The sequence below is a fragment of the Kitasatospora sp. NPDC056800 genome (genome assembly GCF_042789775.1).
Taxonomy (GTDB): Bacteria; Actinomycetota; Actinomycetes; order Streptomycetales; family Streptomycetaceae; genus Kitasatospora.
This window is the reverse complement of record NZ_JBHUAL010000022.1, coordinates 1-22,241: the sequence shown is the minus strand read 5'-3', so window position 1 is coordinate 22,241 and position 22,241 is coordinate 1. Positions and strand designations below refer to the sequence as shown.

Sequence of the window (22,241 nt, the reverse complement as noted above, 5' to 3'; positions counted from 1 at the left end):
CTGCTGCCCGGGCGGCACCCGGGGACATGTCCCCAGGTGCCGGACCGGGGGCAATGCCGCTGCCCCCGGCGGACACCGCCGTACGTACCCACCGGCCTCCGCCGCCCCGGGAGCGCTCGGCCGTGCCGCCCGGCCGCGCGGGAGGTGCTCAGCCGTGCCCGGCGTCGCCGAGGACGCCCAGCCACGGCCCGAACTCGCTCGCCAGCACCAGCCGGCCGAGCTTGCGGTACTCGCCGACCACCGCGGAGACCAACTGCGCCATGCCCAGCGGGGCACCCGTCCCGGCGGCCAGGTAGGCCGCGGAGACGGCGCAGGCCCGGATGGAGCCGCCGGTGAGCTCGAAGTTCCGGGCGCAGTAGTCCAGGTCGAGGTCGTCGCCGCGGGGCACCAGCGGTCCCAGGCAGCGGTCCCAGAGCCGGCGCCGCTGCGCCTCGTCCGGGAGCGGGAACTCCGCGATGACGTCCAGTCGGCGGGTGAACGCCTCGTCGAGGTTGGCCCGCAGGTTGGACGTCAGCACCGCGATCCCGTCGAAGGACTCCATCCGCTGGAGCAGGTAGGCCGTCTCGACGTTGGCGTGGCGGTCGCGGGCGTCCTTGACCTCGGAGCGCTTGCCGAACAGCGCGTCGGCCTCGTCGAACAGCAGGACGCCGTTGACCTGCGCGGCCTCGGTGAAGATGCGTTCCAGGTTCTTCTCGGTCTCGCCGATGTACTTGTCCACCACGGTGGCGAGGTCCACCACGTACAGCTCCATGCCGAGTTCGGCGGCGACCACCTCGGCGGACATCGTCTTGCCGGTGCCGGACTCCCCGGCGAACAGGGCGACCACCCCGTTGCCCCGGCCGCCGCCCGGGCGCATCCGCCAGCTCCCGAGCACCTGGTCGCGGTGCCGGGCCCGCAGCACGAGTTCGCGCAGCCGGCCCGCGGTGGGGGCGGGCAGCACCAGGTCGGACCAGCCGACCGCGGGTTCGATCCGGCGGGCGAGCCGGGCCAGGCCCGCGCCGTTCTGCGCCCGCACCGCCGTCCGCAGGTCCTCGGCCCGCACCGGGCGATGTTCGGCGGCCGCCGTCCGGGCCGCCACCGAGGCCGCTCGCGCCACCTGCTCCTGGTCCAGCCGGTACGCGGCGACGGCCTCGGCCAGGTCCTCGCTCAGCTCGCCGCCCGGCTGCCCGCCCAGCGCGTGGGCCCACTGCCCGGCGCGGTCGTGCTCCTCCGGCGGCGGGACGGTGACCACCACGGGGCTCCGCGCCGCCCAGGCCGGGTCCCAGACCTGGGGGCCGTGCACGACCAGCGGGACGCCGTCGAGTTCCGCGCACAGCTCGCGCAACAGCGTGGCCCGCTCGGGCCGTTCGGGTTCGAGCCGGTCCAGCGGTCCGAGCACCACGCCGCCCCCGCCCAGCCGCGCCTCGCGGGCGAGCACCCGGACGGTGCCCTCCGGCCGGCGGGCGGCGAGCGCGGCGGCGTCGACCACCAGGGGCGGCGGGCCGTCGGCCGCGAGGGCGGCCACCGCGAGCGGGCCGGCGTGCCCGCCCCGGTCCAGCAGGTGCACCAGTCCGCCGTCGGCGGCCAGCGCGCGCAGCCGCTCGTCCGGCCGTTGGAGGCGGGGACCGGGACCGGCGCGGTGGGCGAGCCCGGCGAGCGCGCCGTCCGGCTCGTCGTCGCCGAGCAGGTGGGCCGTCACCCGGTCCGGGACGCGCAGGGTGCGGGAGAGCAGCGGGCGGTCCGGCTCGGTGATCTCCAGCAGGCCGCCGGCGACCAGCGGGGACCGGGCGGAGAACCGGAAGCGGCCGGCGCCGGCCCCGGGCAGTCCGCACAGGTCGAGGGCCAGGCCGATGGTCGCCCGGCGGCGGGTCAGGTCGTCGTTGAGGTAGCCGTAGAGCTGCTCGAAGCGGGAGTCGAGGTCGGGGGCGAGCGCCACCAGCAGCAGGTCGAGGTCCACCGGGAGCAGGCCGAAGGCGGCGGTGAGCCGCCCGAGCCGGGAGCCGGGCGGCGGCGCGGGCCCGTCGCCGGGGTGCGCGGCGGCGCGGTGCACGGTGGCGGAGGCCGCCAGGATGCGCTCCACCGCGTCCGGGCCGAGGTACTGGCCGCGGTACGGGTCGTCCGGGTCGGGGTCGTCGGCGCGACGTTCGCGCACCGCGGCGCGGACCCGCTGCTCGACCCGGTGCAGCCGCTCCCAGAGGGGGTCGTGGCCGGGCGGCGCACCGTCGACCGCCTCGTCCAGGTCGACACTCACAGCGTCCTGCCCCTCGTCCAGGTCCACGCTCATCGCGCCCTGCCCCTCGGCCGGCGGCCGGGCGGCAGCCCGCGGTCCCGGGGCGCGGCGAAACCGTCAGGACCGGGGTCGGTGGCGTCCTGGTAGCGCAGCCGGCGGCCCGGGCCGTCGGCGGGCGGCGGGCCCGCCGGGGTGGTGTCGCCGGCGCGCAGCACCAGCCCCTCGGTGACGGGCGGTCCGGCCGGGGTGCGTCCGCCGGGCAGCGGGGCGAGCACCCGCAGGTCGACGGAGGGCCGCAGCTCCCCGCCGAGCGAGGACCAGACGTCGGACACCGACGGCAGGCCGGTGTCGCGCCCCGCGATGTCCAGTCCGACGGTCAGTCCGAGTTCGGCGAGCGTGCCGGTGAGCAGCCGGGCGGGCAGCGTATCGGTGGCGGTCAGGCACTGCAGCACCTCGGCGAGCAGCCGGTGTTCGTCCTGCGGCCGGTTGGTCCAGGCGGTGACCAGGTAGGCCAGTTCGAACCAGCGGGGCGCGGGACGGTGGCCGGTCACCAGGCCGTCCGCGTCGTGCTCCGCGACGGTGCCGGCCTGTCGGCGGCCGGTGTCCTCGCGGAGCCCGTACAGGAAGACGCTGACGGTGGGGGCGTTGCGCCGGGCGGCGAAGTCCCGGGTGGGGGCGTCGAAGACGACTTCGATGCCTCGTTCGGGCAGCCCGGTCTCGGCGAGCAGCTGCCGCAGCGCCTCGTCGACCTCGTGGATCACCGGCGCTCCACCTCTCCGGGCGGGCCGATGCTGCCCTCGACGACGAGGAAGGGGCAGGTCACCGGGGAGAATCCGGGGCCTTCGGCGGTGATGGTGCGCGGCCCGGTCTCGTCCTTGGGGAGGATGAGCAGCTGGCCGGCGAAGGTCCCGTCGCCCTTCGGTCGGGTGGGGGCGGCCGCGGCGGTGATGCCGGGCTGCCAGGTGAACCGGACGGGTGCGCCGGGCGGGAAGTCCACGCCGCGCACCGAGGTGACGAAGCCGGGCTTGCCGATCGGCGGCACCGCGACGATGCGGGGCTGGAGGATGCGCAGCGGGGTGCTCGCCCGGTGCGGTCCGGGGGTGGCGTCGGTGCCGGTGGTGGTGAGCTCGGCGGTGATGGTGGTGTCGAGCGCCGCGACGGGTGAGAGCACCACCCGGACGACCGCGCTGCGGCCCGGGGCCAGGTCGCTCACCGTGCAGGTGCCGTTGCGGCAGCCGGGGGGCAGGGCCCCGGTGGGCACGCCGGCGGGCAGGCCGAGGGTCAGGCGCAGTCCGGTGGCGCGGGCCTGGCCGGTGTTGCGCACGGTGTAGCTGACGGTCACGCGGCCGCCGACGTAGCCGGGGTTGGGCTGGGCGCCGACCGTGATCTCCGGACCGGCCTGCGGCGGCGGTGCCGGGGCGGGCGCCGGGGGCGGCGGCGGTGCGGGGCTGGGCGTCACGGTCGGGGGCGGGGTCGGGGTGGGTGTGGGCGTCGGGGTCGGGGTGGGCGTCGCGGTCGGCGAGGGGGTCGGGCTCGGGCTCGGCGAGGGGGTCGACGGTTCCAGCACCGGCAGGAAGGTCCGGGCGGAGTCGTCGTCGGGGTACGGGTCGACGACCGTCCCGGTGACGGTCCAGCCGAAGTCTGGGACGCCGGGTCGGGTGCCGACCAGGGTGGCCTTGATCCGGACCACCTGGCGCGGGGTCAGGGTGCCGAGTTCGCAGCGCAGGGCGGCCGCGTCGCACGTCCCGGTCGGGGTGGTCAGCTTGTCGAGCCGGGCACCGGTCGGCACCGAGACGGTGAGGGCGGTGCCGGGCGAGGGCGCGGGGCCCTTGTTGGTGACGGTGACGGTCACCTCGGTGCTGCCGTCGACGGGGACGGCCGGGGTCCGCTCGGGCACGCTGACCGCCAGGTCGACGGACTGCTGGACGGCCGGCTCCTTCTGGCGGCCCGGCAGCCGCCAGTCGAGTTCGGTGAGCTTCGCGCTGGCGAAGTCGTAGACCTTGAGCCCCTCCGGTGAGTTCGGCGGCGCGGCGCGGCGGGAGGTCAGGACCAGCTGCGCGCTGTTCGCCGTCCAGGCGACGTCGCGGGGCTGGAAGGGCCCGGTGGTGGGGCGGTCGGGCAGCGGCCGGGTGCAGGCGCCCTGGCCGAGCCCGGTGGGCACGACCACCGTGCAGCCCTCGCCGGTCGGCGAGGTGACGACGACGCCGTCCTGCTGGTTGTTCCCGCCGTCACCGGCCTTGCGGTTGAAGGCGATGCGGCGGCCGTCGGGGGCGAAGGCGGGGCTGTCGTCGATGACGTCGCAGTTGCCCGGGCAGGCCGTCCGGCTGAGGTCGGTCTGCCGGGTGAGGTCGTCGGCGGTGACGGTCCAGACGTGCAGGTTGCCGGCGTTCCCGTTGACCACCGCCGTCCGGGAGAAGGCGATCAGCTTGCCGTCGGGGGACCAGAACGGCTGGCCGTCGGAGGCGCCCTGCTGGCCGGCCGGCGGCTGGACGGTGCCGACGATCTTCCCGGTGGCGACCTCGGCGACCAGCACCCGCCCGGGCCGGGCCGGGTCCTGGCCGGTGGCCGGGGTGCTGCGGCTGAACACGATCAGCCGGCCGTCCGGGGAGATCGACGGGTCGGTGTCGCGGTCGTTCGGGCCGCGTCCGGCGAGGTTCATCGGCTGCGGGTCGGCGCCGTCGCCGTCGGCGGTCCAGATCCGCTGGATCCGTCCGGCCGGGCCGTCCTCGTAGCGGGTGACCACGATCCGGCGGCCGTCGGGCGTGTAGGTCTGGCGCTCGTACCAGGGGTCGAAGCCGGGGCGGGGGTGGAACAGCGGGTCGGCGCCCGGGTCGGTGCTGGTGTTGTCGGCGGCGGCCGGGTCCTCGCGGAGCACGCTGATGCCGAGGTCGCGCGGGTCGGAGCCGTCGGGGAGGACGTCCTCGACGTCGGCGACGTTGGCGCCGGAGGCGCTGGTCTGCTCGACGACGGGGCCGCCCTCGGTCTGGGTGCCCAGCCAGGTCGGCATGGCGATCAGCCGGTTGGCGCGGTAGAGCACCTTCGGGGCTTCGCAGTTGCAGGTCAGCGCCCGGTAGAGGTTCACCACCGGCGGCCGGGACGGGTCGGGCTGCGGGGTCGGGTCGTTGGGGTCGAGCAGGTCGGCGCTGAGGAAGAGCACCCCGCTGCCGTCGGCCAGCCAGCCGGCCGAGCCGGTCTTCCAGGTGGAGCCGGTGCCGGGGAAGAAGGCCTTCTCGCCGCCGGTGGGCGAGGTGAGGACCAGGGTGCGGCCCTGGGCGCCCTCGTCCCGGGTGTAGACGATCTCGTTGCGGTGGGCGTCGTCGTTCACCGGGTTCCAGGCCGGGTCCACGGCGTCCCCGCTGGTCACGCTGGTGACCTTGACGGGCGCGCCGCCCTCGAACGGCCGCAGGTAGATCTGACGGTGCGACGGTTCGCCGTCGCAGGAGTACGCGATCCACTTGCCGTCGGGCGAGACCGTCGGGTGGGTCTCGTCGGCCGCGCCCTCGGTGATCCGGCGCAGCCCGCTGCCGTCCCGGTTGACGGCCCACAGGACGTGCCGGGGGCCGGCGTCCCCGGCGCGGGGCTCCAGGGCCTCGAAGACGACGCCCTTGCCGTCGGGGGCGAGCGCGGGGTGGGCGGTGTCCATGCCGGTGGTGAGCCGGTGCACCGCGCCGGCCGCGTCGCGCAGGTACACCTGGGGCAGCGGGCCGTCCCGCAGGCTGGTGAAGACGAGTTCGCCGCCGCGGGCGGACGGGTCCCGGTCGAAGTGGATCGGGCCGGGCCCGAACAGCGGGGTGCTGTCCGTCATGCCGGTCACCCGGCCGAGGCCGCGGTGGTCGGTGCCGGCGAAGACGATCCGCCCGGCCGCCGGGTCGACCGCGGCCGCCGGGGCCGCGGCGGCGCCCTGCCCGCCGGGGGCGGCGCCGGCCAGGGTCACCAGGGCCGTCGCGAGCGCGAGCAGCGCCGCGAGGGCGGCCCGGGCCGGCCGCCGGGCGGAGCGGGGAGTGGCGGTGGCGCCGATCACGGCTCGACCTCACAGGTTGCAGGGGCGGTCTCCCCCGCAGTCTCCCGGGCCCGGGCGCCCGGGGACAGAGCCCGGGCACCCTCGGCGGGGGAAGCACCTCCTGTCCCCAAAGGGCAGACCGCCGGCGCCGTGCACGGGAAGTCGGCCGGGCCGACTTCCCGTGCGGGCATCCGCCACCGGCCTACAGTGCGGCGAGGTGGTCGACCAGGTCGTCGAGGCCGAGCGAGCCCAGCGACAGCGCCTTCATGTGCCAGGCCTTGAGGTCGAAGGCCGCGCCCTGCCGGCGGCGGGCGGCTTCCCGCCCCTCCAGCCAGGCGCGCTCGCCGAGCTTGTAGCCGATGGCCTGCCCGGGCCAGCCGAGGTAGCGGGCGATCTCGCTGCCGCGCATGTCGGCGGGGCTGCCGTTGTAGGTGGCCATGAACTCCGTGGCGAGCTCCGGGGTCCAGCGCTCGCCGGGGTGGAAGCCCGAGTCGGCGGGGATCGGCAGGCCCAGGTGCATGCCGATGTCGATGATCACCCGGATGGTGCGCAGCATCTGCTCGTCGAGGAACCCGAGGCGGTGGGCGGGGTCGGTGAGGAAGCCCAGGTCGTCCATGAGGCGCTCGGCGTACAGGGCCCAGCCCTCGACGTTGGCGCTGACCATGCCCAGCGTGCTCTGGTAGCGGCTCAGCCGGTCGGCGACGGCGACCCACTGGGCGAGCTGAAGGTGGTGGCCGGGGACGCCCTCGTGGTACCAGATGCTGACGAGCTGCCAGGTCGGGAACGCGTCCCGGCCGAGCGTGGGCAGGTAGGTGCGTCCGGGGCGGCTGAAGTCCAGGCTGGGGCCGGAGTAGTACGGTGCCGCGGCGCTCCCGGCGGGGGCGATCCGGGACTCCACCTTCCGCACCGGTCCGGAGATGTCGAAGTGGGTGCCGTCGAGGGCCTCGATCGCCCCGTCCATGATCTGCTGAAGCCAGTCGCGGATCCCCTCCTCGCCCGCGACCCGGTGGCCGTGCCGCTCCAGGTGGTCCATGGCGTCGAGGGCGCCGGCCCCGGGCAGCACGCGCCCCGCCTCGGCCCGCATCTCGGCGGCCGTCCGGTGGAACTCGCTCCAGGCCCAGGCGTAGGCCTCGTCCAGGTCGACGTCGGCGCCGGTGTGGTGGCGTACGGCGAGCCGGTAGCGGTCCCGGCCGACGGCGTCCGGGGTGTCGGCGGTGGCGGGGGCGTAGCTGTCGCGCAGCCAGCTGCGGAACTCGGCGACGGCGGCGGTGGCCTGGCCGGCGGCCGCGTCCAGGTCGCCGCGCAGCCGGTCGGGGCCGGGGGCGACGAAGTCGGCGAACCACCCGGCGCCGGTGCCCGCCCGCTGGTCGGTGGCCTCACCGGTCCAGGCGGTGAGCTGGTCGATCACCACGGCCGCCTGGCGGGGCGCGGCGAACAGGCCCCGGGCCATCCCCTCGGTGAGCGTCGCCCGGTAGCCGTCGAGCGCGGCGGGCACGTTGCGCAGCCGTCCGGCCACGGCCGCCCAGTCCTCGTCGGTGACGGTCGGCATGTAGGTGAAGATCTCCCGCACGTGGTGCACGTGCGCGCCGATGTTGCGCAACTGGCGGAAGTTCTCGCCCGCGTCGTGCAGGGCGAGTTCGGCGGTGAGGCGCTCCCGCAGCAGCCGGGCGCAGGCCCGGTCGGCGGGATCCTCGGTGGCGGGTGCGGTGTCGAGCGTACGGAGGGTGCGCCGGGCGATGTCGGCGAGTGCCTCGAACCCTTCCGGGGAGAGGTCCGGCTGCCGTTCGTCGCCGGGGTGCAGGCCCAACCAGGCGGCCTCCAGCGGGTCGTGTGCGGCCACCTGGTCGAGGTGGTGGTCGGCGATGGTGCGCGGGGTGATCTTTTCATCTGCCATGCGGCCATCCTGGCGCACCGTCAGAACACACCGCCGCCCGGGTGTCAGGGCCTCAGCAGCCCGCCCACCCACCAGTCGTGCGGCTGGCCGTCGTTGGCGTAGTCACGGTTGCGCAGGGTCCCCTCGACGGTGAAGCCGAGCTTCTCGGCGACGGCACGCGAGCCGGTGTTCCCGACCATGGCCCACCACTCGATGCGGTGCACGTCGATCGTGGCCCAGCCCCAGTCGCACAGGGCCCGGGCGGCCTCCACCGAGTACCCGCGTCCGCGCTGCTCCTTGACCGCCCAGTAGCCGAGCTCCCAGACGCCGCGCCGCCTGAGGCTCAGGCCGTACAGGCCGACCAGGGCTCCGGTGTCCTTGCGGAACGCGCCGAGGGTGTAGTCCTTGTCCTCCGCCCACTGGGCGGGCAGCCGCTCGCCGACCAGGTGCTCCGCGTCCGTACGCCGGTAGGGCACCGGCACCGGGGTGAAGAACTGGATGTCCTTGTCCTGGCAGGCCTCGTACACCGCGTCCACGTCGGCGGGCGTGAAGGCCCGGAGCAGCAGACGGTCGGTCTCAAGCGTCACTGGGTCCATCGCGGCAGTATGACCACCGTCGGCAAGCGGCGGCCAGTGATTTTCCCGACCGGGTACCGCCCCTCACCACACCCGGGCCGGTCGACGGCCTCAGCCCGTGGGCATGCCGATCTGGTCGCGTTCCAGGGCGGAACGCAGCTCCGCGAGGGCCTGCGCGGCGGCCGCCACGGGGGACGTCTTGAGCGCGTCCGCGGTCAGCTCGGCCAGGCGCTCGGTGAAGGTCCCTTCCGCCGCGTCGACCAACTGACGGCCGTCGTCGGTCAGTTCCAGCAGTGACGACCGGCGGTCCGAGGGGTTCGGCACGCGGGCGACCCAGCCCTGCCGCTCCAGGCGGTCGACGCCCTTGCTGGTGGACCCGATGCCGACGGCGAACTCGGCCGCCAGGTCCGCCACCCGCGCCCGGGGGTGGTCGCGGAGGTGGCGCAGGAACTCGAACTGGGACGTGACGATCCCGTGCCGCTCGCGGAGACGGTCGTTGAGGGCGTTGTACAGGCGCGTCTCGCATCGGACGAGGTCGGCGAAGAAGCTCGGGAGGTCGACCGTCTCGCCGGTCACTTTAGATGCCATGGCATATAGTCTACGTTAGATGCCTCGGCATATAGTGCCGAAGAAGACACTTGCGACAGGAGCAGCCACCATGAGCAAGGAACAGCGCGCACAGGTCGACGCGATGCTGCGGCAGCCCCGGCCCGACGGCCCCCGGTCGGTCGAGGAGATCCGGGTCGGATTCGAAGCGCTGATGGCCCGGATGATCGTCCCGGACGGCCTTCGCACCACGCGGACGACGCTCGGCGACCGGCCGGCCCTGTACGTCGAGCCGGGCGACGAGCTGGGCGAGGGGACACGCACCGGGACGATCCTGTACTTCCACGGCGGCGGCTGGGTGTTCGGCTCCCCCGAGACGGCGATGTCGCTGACGGGGAACCTCGTGGCCAGGACCGGGTTCAGGGCGTACTCGCTGGACTACCGGCTCGCCCCCGAGCACCCGTTCCCGGCCGCGATCGAGGACGCGCTGGGCGCCTACCGCGCCCTCCTCGACAGCGGCGAGGACCCGGCAAGCATCGCGTTCGCCGGGGACTCCGCCGGCGGCGGCCTCAGCGTCACCACCTGCCTCGCCGCCCGCGACGCCGGCCTCCCGCTGCCCGCCGCGATCGTGGCCTTCTCCCCCGGCCTCGACGCCACCAGGGCGGGCGAGAGCATGGACACCAAGGCGGGCATCGACCCGATCTTCACCCGCGAGAACCTGGAACACACCGGGGCCATGTACCTCGCGGGAGCCGACCCGCACCAGCCCCTGCTCAGCCCCGCCGTCCTCGCCGACCTGACGGGCTTCCCGCCGATGCTCCTCCAGGCGGGCACCAACGAACTGCTCCTGGACGACTCCACCCGCATGGCCGCCCGCGCCCGCGCGGCCGGAGTGGACGTGGTCCTCGACATCACCGCCGACGTACCCCACGTGTTCCAGTCCTTCGCCGGCGTGCTCGACGAGGCCGACCGGGCACTGGACCGCGCGGCCCTCTTCCTCAAGCAGCACGTCCAGAATCCCGGCACCGCGGCCGGGTCGGCCCAGTAGAGCTCGGAGCCCTCCCGTCCGTACGGTCGCGACCCGGCCCGGCCGTCGTGGTTGTGAAGGTTCTCGGCCTCCGTGTCATACGGGCAACCATGCGACCTGCGACTCCGTCCCCGGTCTCGGCCGGATGGCGCAGCTTCGGATTCTCACAGTTGTGACAGATCCTCGCGATCGCGGTGCCGCCTCTCGATGCGGTCGACCGGCGCCCTCAGGGCGGGTGAGGTCAGTTCCAGGTTGCGGTTGTCGCGCCCGGCGAGCATGTGGTCGAGCCAGCGTTCGTACCAGGCCAGGAAGTCCGTGGCCGACGAGACGTTGGGGCCCCAGAAGCCGTCAGCGTTTCCGGTGACGACGCGGCCCGCCAGGGGACCCGTGATGCCGAGAAGCACCAGGTCGGAGCACCCCGCCTCGATGATGTGCAGGAACAGGTCACTTCGGTGAGACGGGCCGCCGGCGAACGTGAACCCCCGAGGGCGGCCGGGCTCCCCGTGGGGGTCCATCGTGAAGAGCCGACATGACTGCAAAGGCAGCAGGCCATAGAAAGGCGATGCCCCGCCCCCGCCCAGCATGGTCAGGAAGCTGCGGTAGGGGTCGGGCAGTTCGATGTGGCGGTCGGCCTCGAACTCGGCGACCTTCGCGTCCGGCAACGGGGGTTTGAGGCGGAACCCGTGCTTCTCTTCACCGAAGGAGTAGCTTCGCAGCGCGGCATAGGGCACCTTGGCGAGCTTGCGTCGGATACGGGCGATCCGGGAGTCCATGTGAACTCTTCTCTCTGTCCTCCGCAAACTACCTGCTGTGGACAGTGATTCTCAATCCCGTGTCAGTTCGACCAGTCGGATGACATCGCGCCTGAGAACTGGCACAGGATCCGAGCTTGCCGTTTAACCTCCAGCCGTGTTCGACTCCGTCAGCCATGTCGGTGCGTGCTGCTATCTCTGGCAGCGTGACCAGCGACGACAAAAGCGCCAACCCGCAGAGGTACAACATCGTGCTCGGCCCGGAGAACGGCCCCTACGCCTGTCCGTGCTGTGGCTATCTGACGATGGAATCACGTGGGGTGAACGAGACCTGCCTGGTGTGCTACTGGGAGGACGATGGGCAGGACGAGCATGATCGCGACGAGGTCCGTGGCGGTCCGAACGGGACGATGAGTCTTTCCGACGCTCAGCGCAACTACGAGACGATCGGAGCCTGCGCGCCTCAGTGGGTCAAGTACGCTCGCGAGCCCTTTCCCGAGGAACGAAAGTACAAGGACCCGGAGTACCGCTGGATCTAGAGGCAACGCCGTTCAGTTAAGGGCGGGTGTGGGACGTCAAGGGCTGCTCGTGAGCATGGTGATGTGGATGCTTGCTTTGTAGGTGGTCCGGTCGATGGCGGGTCCGCGTGCGTTGTATTTGGAGATCGCGCGTTTGACGATGCGGTCTTTGGTGCGGATCCGCCGGGCGGGCAGGAGGTGGGCCAGCACGTTGCGGCCGATGGCTCCGACCAGGTCGATCACGGTGTCGGTGGTGATGCCGGCGGCCAGGACGAGTTGGTCGCGTGTGGCGGCGAGGGCGGTGGTGAAGCCGGCCCGATCGGGGTCGGTGCCGGGGACGCTGTCAGTGGCGTCCGTCATCGCGGTCCGCAGCGCCTGGTAGGTGGTCAGCAGTGCCCAGACCTCCTGCTCGACACCGGCCGGGGTGCGGGCCCGCAGAACGTGTCCGCCCAGGATCGTGGGCTTCAGCTCCGCGTAGGCCGTCTCGATCTCCCAGCGCTCGTGGTAGAGCCGGACGAGCTCGGCGGCCGGGTGCGTCGACGGGTCGGTGAGGGTGGTCAGCAACCGGTAGTGGCCGGTGCGGGTGCCCCGAGAGGTGATGATGCCGACCTCAGCGTCGATCACTCGCACGGTCAGCGCTCCGAGCCGGGCCAGCACCGAGCCGTCCCAGCAGCGGGCCACCGGTGGCAGGTTCCGGCCGGACTTGCAGCGCACCAGCAAGTCCGCGCCGGTGTCGGCCCAGTGGTTCAACAGTGCGGCGGCGGCGAAGTTCCGGTCGCCCAGCAGCAGCATCCCGGCCCGCAGATCCACCGCCAGACGGCGGGCGTACTCCAGCTCGCCGGTGGCGGCCGGGCCGAACACGGCGTCGATCACCGCCCGGGTCCCGCAGGCCACCAGCGCGGCCAGCCGCAGTTGCGGGTAGCCGGAGATCCCGTTGCCGAGCCGCTGCCGGGTGAACACCGCGAGGTTGGCCGGACAGTCCGGGACCGGCAGCAGGGTGCCGTCGACCGCGACGACCCTCAGACCCCGCCACCAGCCGGCCGCCGCGGTCGTGGCAGCAGGGCCCCTGACCAGGTCGAACAAAGCTTTCATCGGTGCTGGTCCCAGCCGCTGGCGGGCCTGCCGCAACGCGCTGCCGCTGGGCCGGGCCGGAGCCGGGCCCGCCAGTCCGGCACACAGCCGGTCGAAGACCTGCCGGTATCCCAGCCCGGTGAACAGCGCTCCGGCCAGCAGGACGTAGACCGTGACCCGTGCCGGTATCAGCCGGACCCTGCGCTGCACCGCGCCCGTCTCCGCCAGCACCTCGTCGACCATCTCGAACGGCACGATCCGGGTCAGTTCGCCGACATGACCCGGCGCGAACACCCCGGCCGCTGTCCCGCCCGGCCTTGTTGTGGCAGCCTGTTCCAACAGCGGAGCTCCTGTGGTGAGGATGTCTTGGAGGACAAGCCTCTTCTACAGCAGCTCCGCTGCCTCGTTCACCAGCGTTGACGAACAGCCCCCGCACTTAACCGAACGGCGTTGCTCCTGGAACCCAAGGACAGGGCAGCGGCCTTTCGGAGCTCCGCACCATGGATCAGGCGCTGCGGCGGGGCAACGGAATCGGCCCCGCCGGGTGGGAGATCAGGCGCCGTAGGTGCCGCTGGCCCATACCGGGTTGCCTTCGCCCTTGCCCTTGTACACGACCAGGTTGCCGTCGTTCTGGAACACGAAGTGCGAGTCGGCGCCGGCCGACCAGGTGCCGGTGGACCACAGGGCGGTCCTGTTGGTGTCGTAGACAACGAAGTTCCCGTCCGACTGCATCGTCGCCGTCGCGCCCGGGTGGTTGTACGTGCCGGTGGCCCAGATCGCCGAGCCGCTTTCCCTGTTGTACAGCACGAGGTTGCCATCACCTTGCATGGCTAGCTCGTACTTGTAGCTGTAGCTGCACCATGCCGCGGTCGACACGATGGTGTAGTCGGCCCAAAAGGCGACGCCGAGGTTGTTGTTCGCGTTGTGGGCCGTACAGGGGGGTATGGAGCCTGCGAGTGCGGGGCTGGAGGGTATGGATTCTGCGAGTGCGGGGCTGGAGCCCGCCGCGGCGGGGGTGATGTCGGACGAGCCATGGGCTTGGGCCGCCGTCGGAGCGAAGGCCGTCAGCGTGACCGCTGCGGCTGCGATCGCGGTCCCCTGGGCGAACCTGGTCGTGAACCTGGTCATTTCACCATCCTGACTGTGTCCGAACGTGATGTGCACGGATGAACTGGCTTTGATCATATGGTTATTGACGACCCGCCGCCATCATTTTCATGCAAACAGCGGCGAAGGTCCTGACCGCGATCGCTGCCCCTCTGCTACCAGCCAGCGCTGAGACACCAGCCGGGCCGAGCTCTACCCAGACCAGCAGTGCCTGCTCACCGAGATCGGCCTCAGGCCAGTCGCTCACCCCGCCAACCCGCGGGCCCCGCCGGCCCTCCCCTGGATGCGCGGACCCCTGCTCGCCCACCGCTCGCCCTTTATGGATGATTTCCATGAAGTGGGCGATGATATTTCGGGTTTGGGTTCTTCTACTGGAATTCTGCGTCATATCGTCTGTTCAAGGCCCGGACCGCTGTCCGGCGCGCCGAAACCGATCTTGATGCCTCGCGCGAGCCATCAAGGGCAGCGCTCGTCCCGGGCCTGTTCGGGCGCCGGATGGCGGGTTGGTCGCATCAGAGCCCGAGGGCCGGCGGGTCGTCCAGGCACCCGGCATTGATGGCTCGCGCGAGCGATTGGGCGCGGCTCCCACGGATCGCGATCTGGTACTCGATCGCTCGCGTGAGCCATTGAGTGCGGCCGGGACCGAGCCCAGGGCGACGTCCGTCCTGGGTGCCCGCACCACGATCGCCGCACCGGCGGAGACCACCTACGGCCCGACCCTACGCGTGCGTGGACGCGCGAGCGTCGCGAACTCCCTACAGTCAGCATGAAAATTCGCGAATTAGCGCACACAAACGCACAGTTGACGTACCGTCGCCGCGTGATGACGCTCGGAGAGTCCCAGTCGGGGGCGCGGCGACACCTTGCGGCGACCGTCCCGGAGCGGTCCTCGCGGAAGCCCTTAAGGTCGCCGGCCAGTCGCCCCGTGACCTGGTCCGCGTGATCAACGGACAGCTCACGGGCCTCGGCGAAAGGCGACTCGACCTGACTGCCGCCCATGCCTGGAGCCGCGGCGCGGTCCCCGGTCGGAAGTGGTGCGCCGTCTGGCTGCCACCGTGCTGTCGGACAGGACCGGCCGGACCTACACCCAGGCCATGCTCTGGGGCCTGCCCGAACCAGCTGCCCACAGCGACGAACAAACCGTCACCGACGGGCTGTTGGGGCGACGTTCCCTGCCCGCCGTGCTGGCGACCGCCACGGCTTGGAACTCGACCGACCCCGCCACCCAGGCGACGCTCCGCTCGGCCGGCGACCTGTTCACCGCGGTCTGGGACGCCGACCGGCAAGCAGTCCACAGCACCGGCCGCGAGAGCGGCGCCGACCAGGTGCTGCCCCCGATGGTGGCCGTCCTGGAATCCCACCTCGCCGACCCGCGCCGCCTCGACGACGCCACCGGCGGCGGTGCCATCTCCCAGCGCTACGTCCTCACCGCACTGGACGGCATGCTGTCGCTACTGCGGAACAGCCGCTACACCCCGGACATCGGCACCCGGCTCCTGCGCACCGCCAGCGGACTCGCCCAGCTCGCCGGATGGATGGCCTTCGACGCGGACCTCTCACCGTCGGGCCAGTGCTACCAACTACTCGCCGTCCGCCTCGCCCTCGCCAGCGCCGACCACGACACCGTCGCCAATGTACTCGGGATGCTGTCGTACCAGCACGCGGCCGGAGGGAAGGCCACCGCGGCAATCCGCTTCGCCGAGGCGGCCGTCGAAACGGCAGCCAGGAGCGTGCCGACCGTCCGCGCCCGCGCGCTGGGCCGACTCGCCACCGCCTACGCCGCCGTCGGCGACATCGACGCCTTCCGGACGGCCACCGACCGCTGCCTCGCCTACCTCGATCACCGCCGTGACGACGACCCCCCGTCGCACGGCCTTGTTGTGGCAGCCTGTTCCAACAGCGGAGCTCCTGTGGTGAGGATGTCTTGGAGGACAAGCCTCTTCTACAGCAGCTCCGCTGCCTCGTTCACCAGCCTTGACGAACAGCCCCCGCACTTAACTGAACGGCGTTGGATCTAGAGGGCGGGGCGATCCACTGGATCTGTCACCCACACGGGGATTCCCCGGACGGCGGAGCGGCCTTCGCATGATCCTGAACTCGACCAAAGGAATACAGGACTTGATGTCCCGTCTCATTCGATCTTGCCGGTAGCCAGCCCTGTGACCAGGGGAGATGCGAGGGCGTGTGAGACGGGTCCAAGCCGGAATCTCAGTCAATGTTGCCGCCCAGCACGAGTCACGACGGCCCGTCTCGGTTGATGTTGCCGCTCAGCGAAAGACGGTCAGCCGCCGATCCTGCGTCGCCGCCATGCCTCCGTATTGCACCGCGCCGAGCAGTAGACAGCGTCCTTGCGGCGTTCCAGCCCGGAGGTCCAAGTGGTCTTGCATATAAGGCATTTCGTCGTCCGCTTGGACGGCTCCGCCTGGCTGAGTCTCCACCTGCGTGCCCGGCATGCGCTTGAGCAGAAAGCTGCGTCCGGACGGGCCTGCGGGCTGAGTCGGGTGCCGCAGGTAAGACACCGCAGGTCGTTGGCACTGTGCCTGGGCTCCGTCTGCGCGCGCGGGCCGGCGGCAGGCGGAAGCAGGAATGGGTCATCGTCAGCGGTGCGGTAGTAGCGTTCGGCCTCCATCCAGCGGAAGAGCGGGTCGGCGGAGTTGGCGTCTTCGTAGCGGTAGCCAGGCACGACGCGAGTGCGGACCTCCTCGACGAACCGGCGAAGGTCGGCTGGGCGCCCCGTGAAGGGCAGCGACCGGAGTGTCGGGGAGACGAGCACGCTGGTCAGGGCAACGATGTCGGGGTAGGTACTGACCGCGATCTGCGGATTGTCACGGTGGACGCTGTTCCAGTTCGGCCCGCTGAGGATGGCCATGCGACGGTCACGGGCGGTCCTGTTCTTCCGGCTGTTCCACCAGTCCCAGCAGACGTCGCTGGCCTCCGCGAACGCCAGGCCGACGCGTCTCCAGCCGTGGCGGCGAGCGAGGCGGAAGTGCCGGTGCTGGGCTCGTGGCACTTCGGGGACACTGCGGAGGTCAAGCTGGTCCCCATGCGTGTCCGTCCAACGGCTGTGCCGCGTGCAGAGTTTGGTGGTGATCGGGACCCAGCATCGCGCTGGTCCGGTGATGTTCTTGGAGGCCAGGCAGAGCCGGCAGACGGCCTGGATCACCCAGCCGCGGTCGAGTGGCCGTAGGCCAGCGGAGGCCAGATGCCGGCCGTGCTCGCGAGATCGCAGTTCGGGAAGGGCACGCGCGAGTTGCTCAGCCGGGTGTCCGGACAAGTTGGCGAGAGCATCCAGGAGGGGCAGCGGGCCAGGGTGTATCCGGTCTGGGTCGTTGATGTACTCACACAGTGCATGAGGGGTGAGCCGGTTCGCCACCGCCAGCCGGCTCATGTAGGAGTCGGTGGTCTCGCCGCGAAGTGGGATGACCGTGTGCGGGAACCGCCGGAGCCGGGGCGGCGGCAGGGGCCGGTTCAAGCGGCCTCTCCGGCATCGTCCTCTTCGGTGGCCGTGCTGGGGCTTTCGGACTGGGTGTTGTGGTCGACCGGGATGGACTCCAGCAGGCGTCGGGTGATGCGCTCGCTGTCGTCGGCGATCGCGCTGATGGCGGATGCGCGGATGAGGTGGGACAGGCTGCTGATACTGCCTCCGGTGCGGGCGTGGAGATACTTCGCCGAGCGGGTCAGGCTGCCGGGCTCGTGGTGGTGCAGCCGCAGCGAGTCCTCCATCAGCGCGATCACCGCGCGCCATTCGGCCTGGTAGGGGAAGTTCCCGGTGTACTTCATCACGCACCGGGCCGCGATCTGCTTGCCGCGCACCCCGGTGAACAGGCCCTCGCGCTCAACGTTGATACCGGCGTAGACAAACGTGGCGGGGATGTGCTCCGCGAAGTACTTCAGGTGGTCCGACAGGTCCTTTCCGGTCGAGGTGGCCATGTTGATGTTGTGGATCTCGTCGACCAGCACCAGGTCGCAGCGGGCGTCGGTGAGGATCTCGCAGACTGCGTCCGCGATGTCCATCTCGTTGTGCCTGGACTTCATCGGCAGGCCCAGGAAGTGGGCGAAACGAGTGGCGAGCTTGCGAGGGGAGCCGTTCGGCGGCGCGGAGACGTAGACGACCGGGATGCGGTCGTGTCCTGGGAAACGCTGGCGTACTCGCAGCTCGTGGGCCCGTCCCAGCTGCTTCATGGCGGTGGACTTGCCCGTTGCCCAGGGCCCGGAGACGATCAGCCCCCGGCGGGCGCTGATCTCCCTGCGGTTGACCAGGGTCAGCAGCCGGCCCTGGTGGAGGACGTCCCGGATGGTCGGGGTCTCCACGATGACCAGCTCGGAGTGGTAGTTGACCCGGGCTTCGTCGTACTTGTCACGGGAGCGCGGATCGAGTTGCTTCCACTCGTCGTCGGCCAGCAGGTCGAAGGCAATCGGGTCCTCATCGATAAAGCGCTGCCAGCCTTCCAGCGTGGTCGTGGGCATCCGCCGGTCCTCGGGCTGCCCGAACTCCCGGGTGTTCACCACCATTTCTTGGCCTCCTTGCGTGCGTCGAAGACTTTTAGCGGGACGACGTCGGCGAGCGGCTCGTCGGCCTCGGCCTCCTCGTCGCCCCTGGCCTGGGCGGCCGACTCGGGTGGCGAGGCCGGTGGATGTTCGGGCCGCGGCCATGCGGGCTCGCCCGTGACCTGGGTGCGGGCGGCGACCTTGCGGTCCCGGCGGCTCTTGCGGTCACGTGCGGGCTTGGGCGGCGCCGGGGTGCTCTCGGGGCCGGCGATCGCCCGCTCCATCAGGTCGTCGACGGCCTTGGCGATGGCCCCCTCGGCGACCTGTTCGCCTTGGTCGCGCAGGTTGCGGGCCTCGTGGTCCCAGGCCAGTTCACCGAACGGAGTTGGCGCGGTGGACAGCAGCCGCCAGGGGACGGTGATCCACTTCCCGCCGTCGCGGTTGTTGCGGAGCCAGACGAGCCGGATGTCGTAGGGGTCGTGGCGGACTTCCCAGAGGTTCTTCCGCTCGGTGATCCCGGACTTCTCCCGCCGGAGCCCGTCCAGTTCCTCGCAGTTGTAGATCCGGTGTTTGATCTTGATGCCGTAGGAGTTGACGGCCTGCCAGCGGGCGGGCAGCAGCTCCAGGTAGTCCTCGGCCGTCAGCGGCAGCGGGAGGTAGCCGGCCGTCTCGACCAATGCGGCGTACTTCTCGTTCGGGGAGAAGGTCCGCCGGGGTGCGAGCGGGTCCCGCAAGGAGTCATGGGGTCTGTTCTGCCACTTCGCGCTGATCCACTGCTCCAGCAGTTCCTGGAGTTGGTGCAGCGAGAACAGCGGCTCGTCCTCGACCTTGCGTCCGCGGTACTCGGTGGAGCGTCCGGTGTAGCCGGGAAGGAACTGGGCGAACAGTGAGGCCGCCGATGCGAGTGTCCGTTCGATGTGGGGCTTGTGGGTCGGGGTGCGGGGCGGTGCGTGGATTACCTCGGTTCCCAGCGCGTTGCAGGCGGTGTGGAAGTTCTTCGACAAAAACGCCTTCCCGCCATCGATGACGACAGTCTCCGGGATGATCGGCGGGACTGCGGCAGCGTGCCGCAGCCGTTCGTCCACCGAGAGCAGTCGCTCGTAGGGCAGCACCGAGTGCTCCATCCGCAGAGCCTCCTGCCAACCCGGCCGCATCGGTGCCGGGGTGACGGACCGGGCCAGCAGCAGTGCCGCGTCCACCGACTTCGTGGTCGGCCGTAGCACCGCCGCGGTGATCGACCTGGTGGCGACGTCGACCATGCCGACCAACTCGCACCGGTCCACGACCCCGTTGTCGAGTCTGACCAGCACGTCGAAGGGCGTGGAGTCGATCTCCATCAGCTCGCCCGGACGGCAGACGGTCACCTGGTCGAAGACTCCGTCGGGCTGGTTGGCCAGCGAGCGGCGAGTGCGGGCCGAACCGGTGGTGTGCCGGCCGGCCTCCAGGCGCTCGAACAAGCGGTAGAACGTCGCCCGCGACGGCATCACCACCGACGGACCCTCCAGCTTTCCAGCCTCCTGGCCGACGCGCGTGAAGTAGTAGCTGACGGTGCGGGTCGAACCATCCCTGGCCTGGCCCATCAGCGTCCGCAGGATCTCCACCACCCGCGCATCCACCTGGCCCTGGACGGAGCGTCGCGGGGCCTGACGGCCGTCCGCCATGCCCAGCACCCCGCGGCTCTGGTAGCGGCGCCGTCGGGAACGGATCGTGTGCCAGCTGACCGGCCGCCCCGTCTCCGCGGCCAACTCGGCCGCCTTGGCCTCTTCCCGCTGGGTCAGCGTCCTCGCTGCCGGGTCGTACTCCGGCCTCGGCATCGCCCCCGCCGGGGCATCTGGCGGCAGACCGGTGAGGACCTCGCTCATGTGGCGGTGCCACCACAACGCCCGCTCGGCCTCCGCAGGGGCCAGCCCGTCCAGCAGCCCCAGCGGCAGCCGCCTGGCGGACGCCGAGCCGATCACCTCGAAGCCGGGCGACACCATCAGCGTCGGCAGGTGCATCGCGCTGCCCTGACCGAGCTCGTCAGCCAAGCGCACCAGGACACCCGACAACCCGACCACGGTATGGACCCGGTTCTCGAACCGCACCCGGTCACCCGGCCGGACCACCAGCGGACGCCTCACCGCACCGCCACCGCCTGCCGGACCACACTGCGTGGCCCCAGCACTCCCGCCGCCAGGTCCACCTCCAGCAGGCGGCGCCAGAGCAGGTGATAGAGCACCGGCAGCACCGCCAGCCGGTCGCCGACACGCTCAGCACCGGCCAGCAGCGGCATCGGCTCGGCGAATACCTCCTCCAACTTCTCTGCCACTGCGTCCTGTTGATTACGGGGGTGCCGATAGCCGGCAAGCCACTTCACGTTCGCCAGCAGCACCGGATCGATCAGCCCCACCCGGCGAAACGACCAGCCGGCCAACTCGCAGGCCCGGGCCGTGGCCGCGAACGCCTCCGCATCGTCCGGCTCGATCGCCCTGTCCGGGCGGACATCGACGACCAGGCCGCCCCCGTCGCCCAGCCTGGCGAAGAAATCCGGCACGTGCCCGCGTCCGCCTCGCCGGCCCGGCCAGAACAGCCGGAACGGCTGCCCCACCAGGTCGCTCACCTGGGGATCGAAGTCCAGCAGCATCGCATGGTGCCGCTCCAGGTGCGACTCGCACGACACCGTCCCGCCGGTCTTCGCCATCCAGTAGTCGCGGGTCACCGATCTCTGCCCCGGGTACGACCTGACCGTACGCACGGGCGGCAGCCGCTCGAACCGCAACGTCCAGCAGTCCGTCAAAGCCCCGCGGCGACGCACACGGTCCTCGTCCACGTACGCAACCTCGAACGCAGCTTGCCCCAACCCCTCGACACCCACCGATCCTCCCAGAGCGAGCTCGTGTTGATCCGAGCAAGCCACACTTGACGGCCACCACCAGACTGAATGCCCGCAAACCGCCCGTAGGAGGGAAATCCTGCTGAGACTCGGCAAGATCAGGAGCAGGGACTGTCGAGACGAACAGATCCGACCGGCAACATCAACTGAGACACGAGACCGCCAGTCTGCCCTTCACCGGCAGCATCGTCCGAGACCAGGCCCGAATCCACCAAGATCCAGTGAGACAACGGCAACGTCACGCGAGACAGGACACTTGACGCAAAGGCCGTAGCGATGAGTGTGCTGGAACAGGGCGTGCAGTGCGAGCCGTTCGCGGAACTGTCACGCTTCCGGCGGGTCTTCTACGACTGCCTGACCGGACGGCGCGACGCGCTGTTCGAGCTGACCGACGCAGTGCTGTGCACCGACGGCCCGGTGAAGACCCTGGTCGGACTGGCGCTGGCTCCCGAGCACCGGCGCGGACACGGAGCCCTGTACCACCCCGGCCCGCTCCCGGTCATCGAGGGCACAGTCGTCCGCCTCCAGGTCGACCACCTGCCCAGCGGCGGCGACCCCAAGCCGCTGTGGCTCTGGTGGTCACGGCCCGAGGCCGGCCCCGCGGAGACCGACCTCTCCTGGCAGACGTTCCTACGCAGGTTCGACATCGAGCACTTCTTCCGGATGATCAAGAGGACACTCGGCCGGACCGCTCCGAGACTGCCGGAGGCCGAGGCAGCGGACCGGTGAACCTGGCTGGTCGCCACCGCCTGCACCCAGCTCCGCCTCGCCCGCTCTCTGACCACCGACCTGCGACGGCCATGGGAGAAGCCGGCCGAACCTAACAAGCTCACCCCGGCCCGAGTACGCCGCGGGTTCCGACACCTGCACGCCAGAACCTCAACCCCGGCCGCAGTGCCGAAGCCCACCCGGCCCGGCCCCGGGCGCCCACCCGGCTCGAAGAACCGCCGCCCCGCGAACCGCAACGACGTGGGCCTGCTCCTGGTCACCGGCGAGCTCTACCGCCGACCGGCTCACCACAAAGTCGGCACCAAACCACGCCGCACTGGATAAATCACAAGCCGAGAACCTACCGGCTGGGCCTCACGACAACTGGACGACCGGCATTCCGAGTTCGGCCCGAGCAGCACCATGCGCAGGAAGTCGGCCGGGCCGACTTCCTGTGCGCACGCCCATGCCGCCCGGCGGGTCCGGCCGGGCGGC

Annotated in this window: 16 protein-coding genes and 2 pseudogenes; 4 read left to right on the top strand and 14 right to left on the bottom strand. The window is 71.5% G+C overall.

Going from position 1 to position 22,241, the window contains the following annotated elements; translation table 11 throughout:
* Positions 1-148: 148 nt before the first annotated feature.
* The 6 genes from ACFRQN_RS07735 to ACFRQN_RS07710 all read right to left on the bottom strand — a co-directional run bounded on the left by ACFRQN_RS07735 (position 149) and on the right by ACFRQN_RS07710 (position 9,245).
* A complete protein-coding gene (locus ACFRQN_RS07735) occupies positions 149-2,263 on the bottom strand; it encodes an ATP-binding protein (protein WP_380739036.1) in 2,115 nt (704 codons plus the stop codon).
* Positions 2,260-2,970 (bottom strand): DUF4255 domain-containing protein, encoded by a 711-nt coding sequence (locus ACFRQN_RS07730; protein WP_074002704.1) that lies wholly within the window; start codon positions 2,968-2,970, stop codon positions 2,260-2,262. The genes ACFRQN_RS07735 and ACFRQN_RS07730 overlap by 4 nt, the downstream gene beginning before the upstream one ends.
* The gene (locus ACFRQN_RS07725; RefSeq protein WP_380739101.1) at positions 2,967-6,227 is read right to left on the bottom strand and encodes a hypothetical protein; all 3,261 of its coding nucleotides are present in this window, start codon (positions 6,225-6,227) and stop codon (positions 2,967-2,969) included. The genes ACFRQN_RS07730 and ACFRQN_RS07725 overlap by 4 nt, the downstream gene beginning before the upstream one ends.
* 184 nt (positions 6,228-6,411) lie before the next feature.
* Positions 6,412-8,103, bottom strand: a complete 1,692-nt coding sequence (locus ACFRQN_RS07720) for a DUF885 domain-containing protein (protein WP_380739033.1) — start codon at positions 8,101-8,103, stop codon at positions 6,412-6,414.
* 44 nt (positions 8,104-8,147) lie between these two features.
* Positions 8,148-8,678: a GNAT family N-acetyltransferase gene (locus ACFRQN_RS07715; protein ID WP_380739031.1), complete on the bottom strand. Its 531-nt coding sequence runs from the start codon at positions 8,676-8,678 to the stop codon at positions 8,148-8,150.
* 90 nt (positions 8,679-8,768) lie between these two features.
* A complete protein-coding gene (locus ACFRQN_RS07710) occupies positions 8,769-9,245 on the bottom strand; it encodes a MarR family winged helix-turn-helix transcriptional regulator (protein ID WP_074002707.1) in 477 nt (158 codons plus the stop codon).
* 70 nt (positions 9,246-9,315) lie between these two features.
* Between ACFRQN_RS07710 and ACFRQN_RS07705 the strand changes: the two genes are divergently transcribed.
* Positions 9,316-10,251 (top strand): alpha/beta hydrolase, encoded by a 936-nt coding sequence (locus ACFRQN_RS07705; RefSeq protein ID WP_380739029.1) that lies wholly within the window; start codon positions 9,316-9,318, stop codon positions 10,249-10,251.
* A 143-nt stretch (positions 10,252-10,394) separates the two neighbouring features.
* Here the strand turns inward: ACFRQN_RS07705 and ACFRQN_RS07700 are convergent, their stop codons facing one another.
* Positions 10,395-11,003, bottom strand: a complete 609-nt coding sequence (locus ACFRQN_RS07700; protein ID WP_375873107.1) for an SMI1/KNR4 family protein — start codon at positions 11,001-11,003, stop codon at positions 10,395-10,397.
* 185 nt (positions 11,004-11,188) lie between these two features.
* Here ACFRQN_RS07700 and ACFRQN_RS07695 point away from each other — a divergent pair, with 185 nt between their 5' ends.
* The gene (locus tag ACFRQN_RS07695; protein WP_380666252.1) at positions 11,189-11,521 is read left to right on the top strand and encodes a CPCC family cysteine-rich protein; all 333 of its coding nucleotides are present in this window, start codon (positions 11,189-11,191) and stop codon (positions 11,519-11,521) included.
* Between the two features lie 36 nt (positions 11,522-11,557).
* Here ACFRQN_RS07695 and ACFRQN_RS07690 read toward each other — a convergent pair whose 3' ends face one another.
* Together ACFRQN_RS07690 and ACFRQN_RS07685 are read right to left on the bottom strand one after the other, a co-directional pair.
* Positions 11,558-12,910 carry an IS4 family transposase gene (locus tag ACFRQN_RS07690; protein ID WP_380739026.1) on the bottom strand — a complete coding sequence of 451 codons (1,353 nt, stop codon included), beginning with the start codon at positions 12,908-12,910 and terminating at the stop codon, positions 11,558-11,560.
* A 213-nt stretch (positions 12,911-13,123) separates the two neighbouring features.
* A complete protein-coding gene (locus ACFRQN_RS07685) occupies positions 13,124-13,756 on the bottom strand; it encodes a hypothetical protein (RefSeq protein WP_380739024.1) in 633 nt (210 codons plus the stop codon).
* Positions 13,757-14,733: 977 nt separating this feature from the next.
* On the opposite strand from ACFRQN_RS07685, the gene ACFRQN_RS07680 reads away from it, so the two are divergent.
* Positions 14,734-15,696, top strand: coding sequence for a hypothetical protein (locus tag ACFRQN_RS07680; RefSeq protein WP_380739022.1), 963 nt, complete (start codon positions 14,734-14,736; stop codon positions 15,694-15,696).
* Positions 15,697-15,959: 263 nt separating this feature from the next.
* Here the strand turns inward: ACFRQN_RS07680 and ACFRQN_RS07675 are convergent, their stop codons facing one another.
* The 5 genes and pseudogenes from ACFRQN_RS07675 to ACFRQN_RS07655 form a co-directional block, all read right to left on the bottom strand.
* Positions 15,960-16,547: a hypothetical protein gene (locus ACFRQN_RS07675; RefSeq protein ID WP_380739105.1), complete on the bottom strand. Its 588-nt coding sequence runs from the start codon at positions 16,545-16,547 to the stop codon at positions 15,960-15,962.
* Between the two features lie 204 nt (positions 16,548-16,751).
* Positions 16,752-17,150 (bottom strand): annotated as a pseudogene (locus ACFRQN_RS07670) (TniQ family protein); the annotation flags it as partial.
* Positions 17,147-18,190 (bottom strand): ATP-binding protein, encoded by a 1,044-nt coding sequence (locus ACFRQN_RS07665; RefSeq protein WP_380739020.1) that lies wholly within the window; start codon positions 18,188-18,190, stop codon positions 17,147-17,149. The gene ACFRQN_RS07665 and the pseudogene ACFRQN_RS07670, both read right to left, overlap by 4 nt.
* Positions 18,181-20,199 carry a Mu transposase C-terminal domain-containing protein gene (locus tag ACFRQN_RS07660; RefSeq protein WP_380739099.1) on the bottom strand — a complete coding sequence of 673 codons (2,019 nt, stop codon included), beginning with the start codon at positions 20,197-20,199 and terminating at the stop codon, positions 18,181-18,183. Before ACFRQN_RS07660 ends, ACFRQN_RS07665 begins: the two co-directional genes overlap by 10 nt.
* Positions 20,200-20,282: 83 nt before the next feature.
* Entirely contained in the window at positions 20,283-20,960 is a 678-nt protein-coding gene (locus ACFRQN_RS07655; protein WP_380739097.1) for a TnsA-like heteromeric transposase endonuclease subunit, read from the bottom strand.
* A 354-nt stretch (positions 20,961-21,314) separates the two neighbouring features.
* Between ACFRQN_RS07655 and ACFRQN_RS07650 the strand changes: the two are divergent.
* A pseudogene (locus ACFRQN_RS07650) lies at positions 21,315-22,091 on the top strand (transposase).
* Positions 22,092-22,241 lie beyond the last annotated feature (150 nt).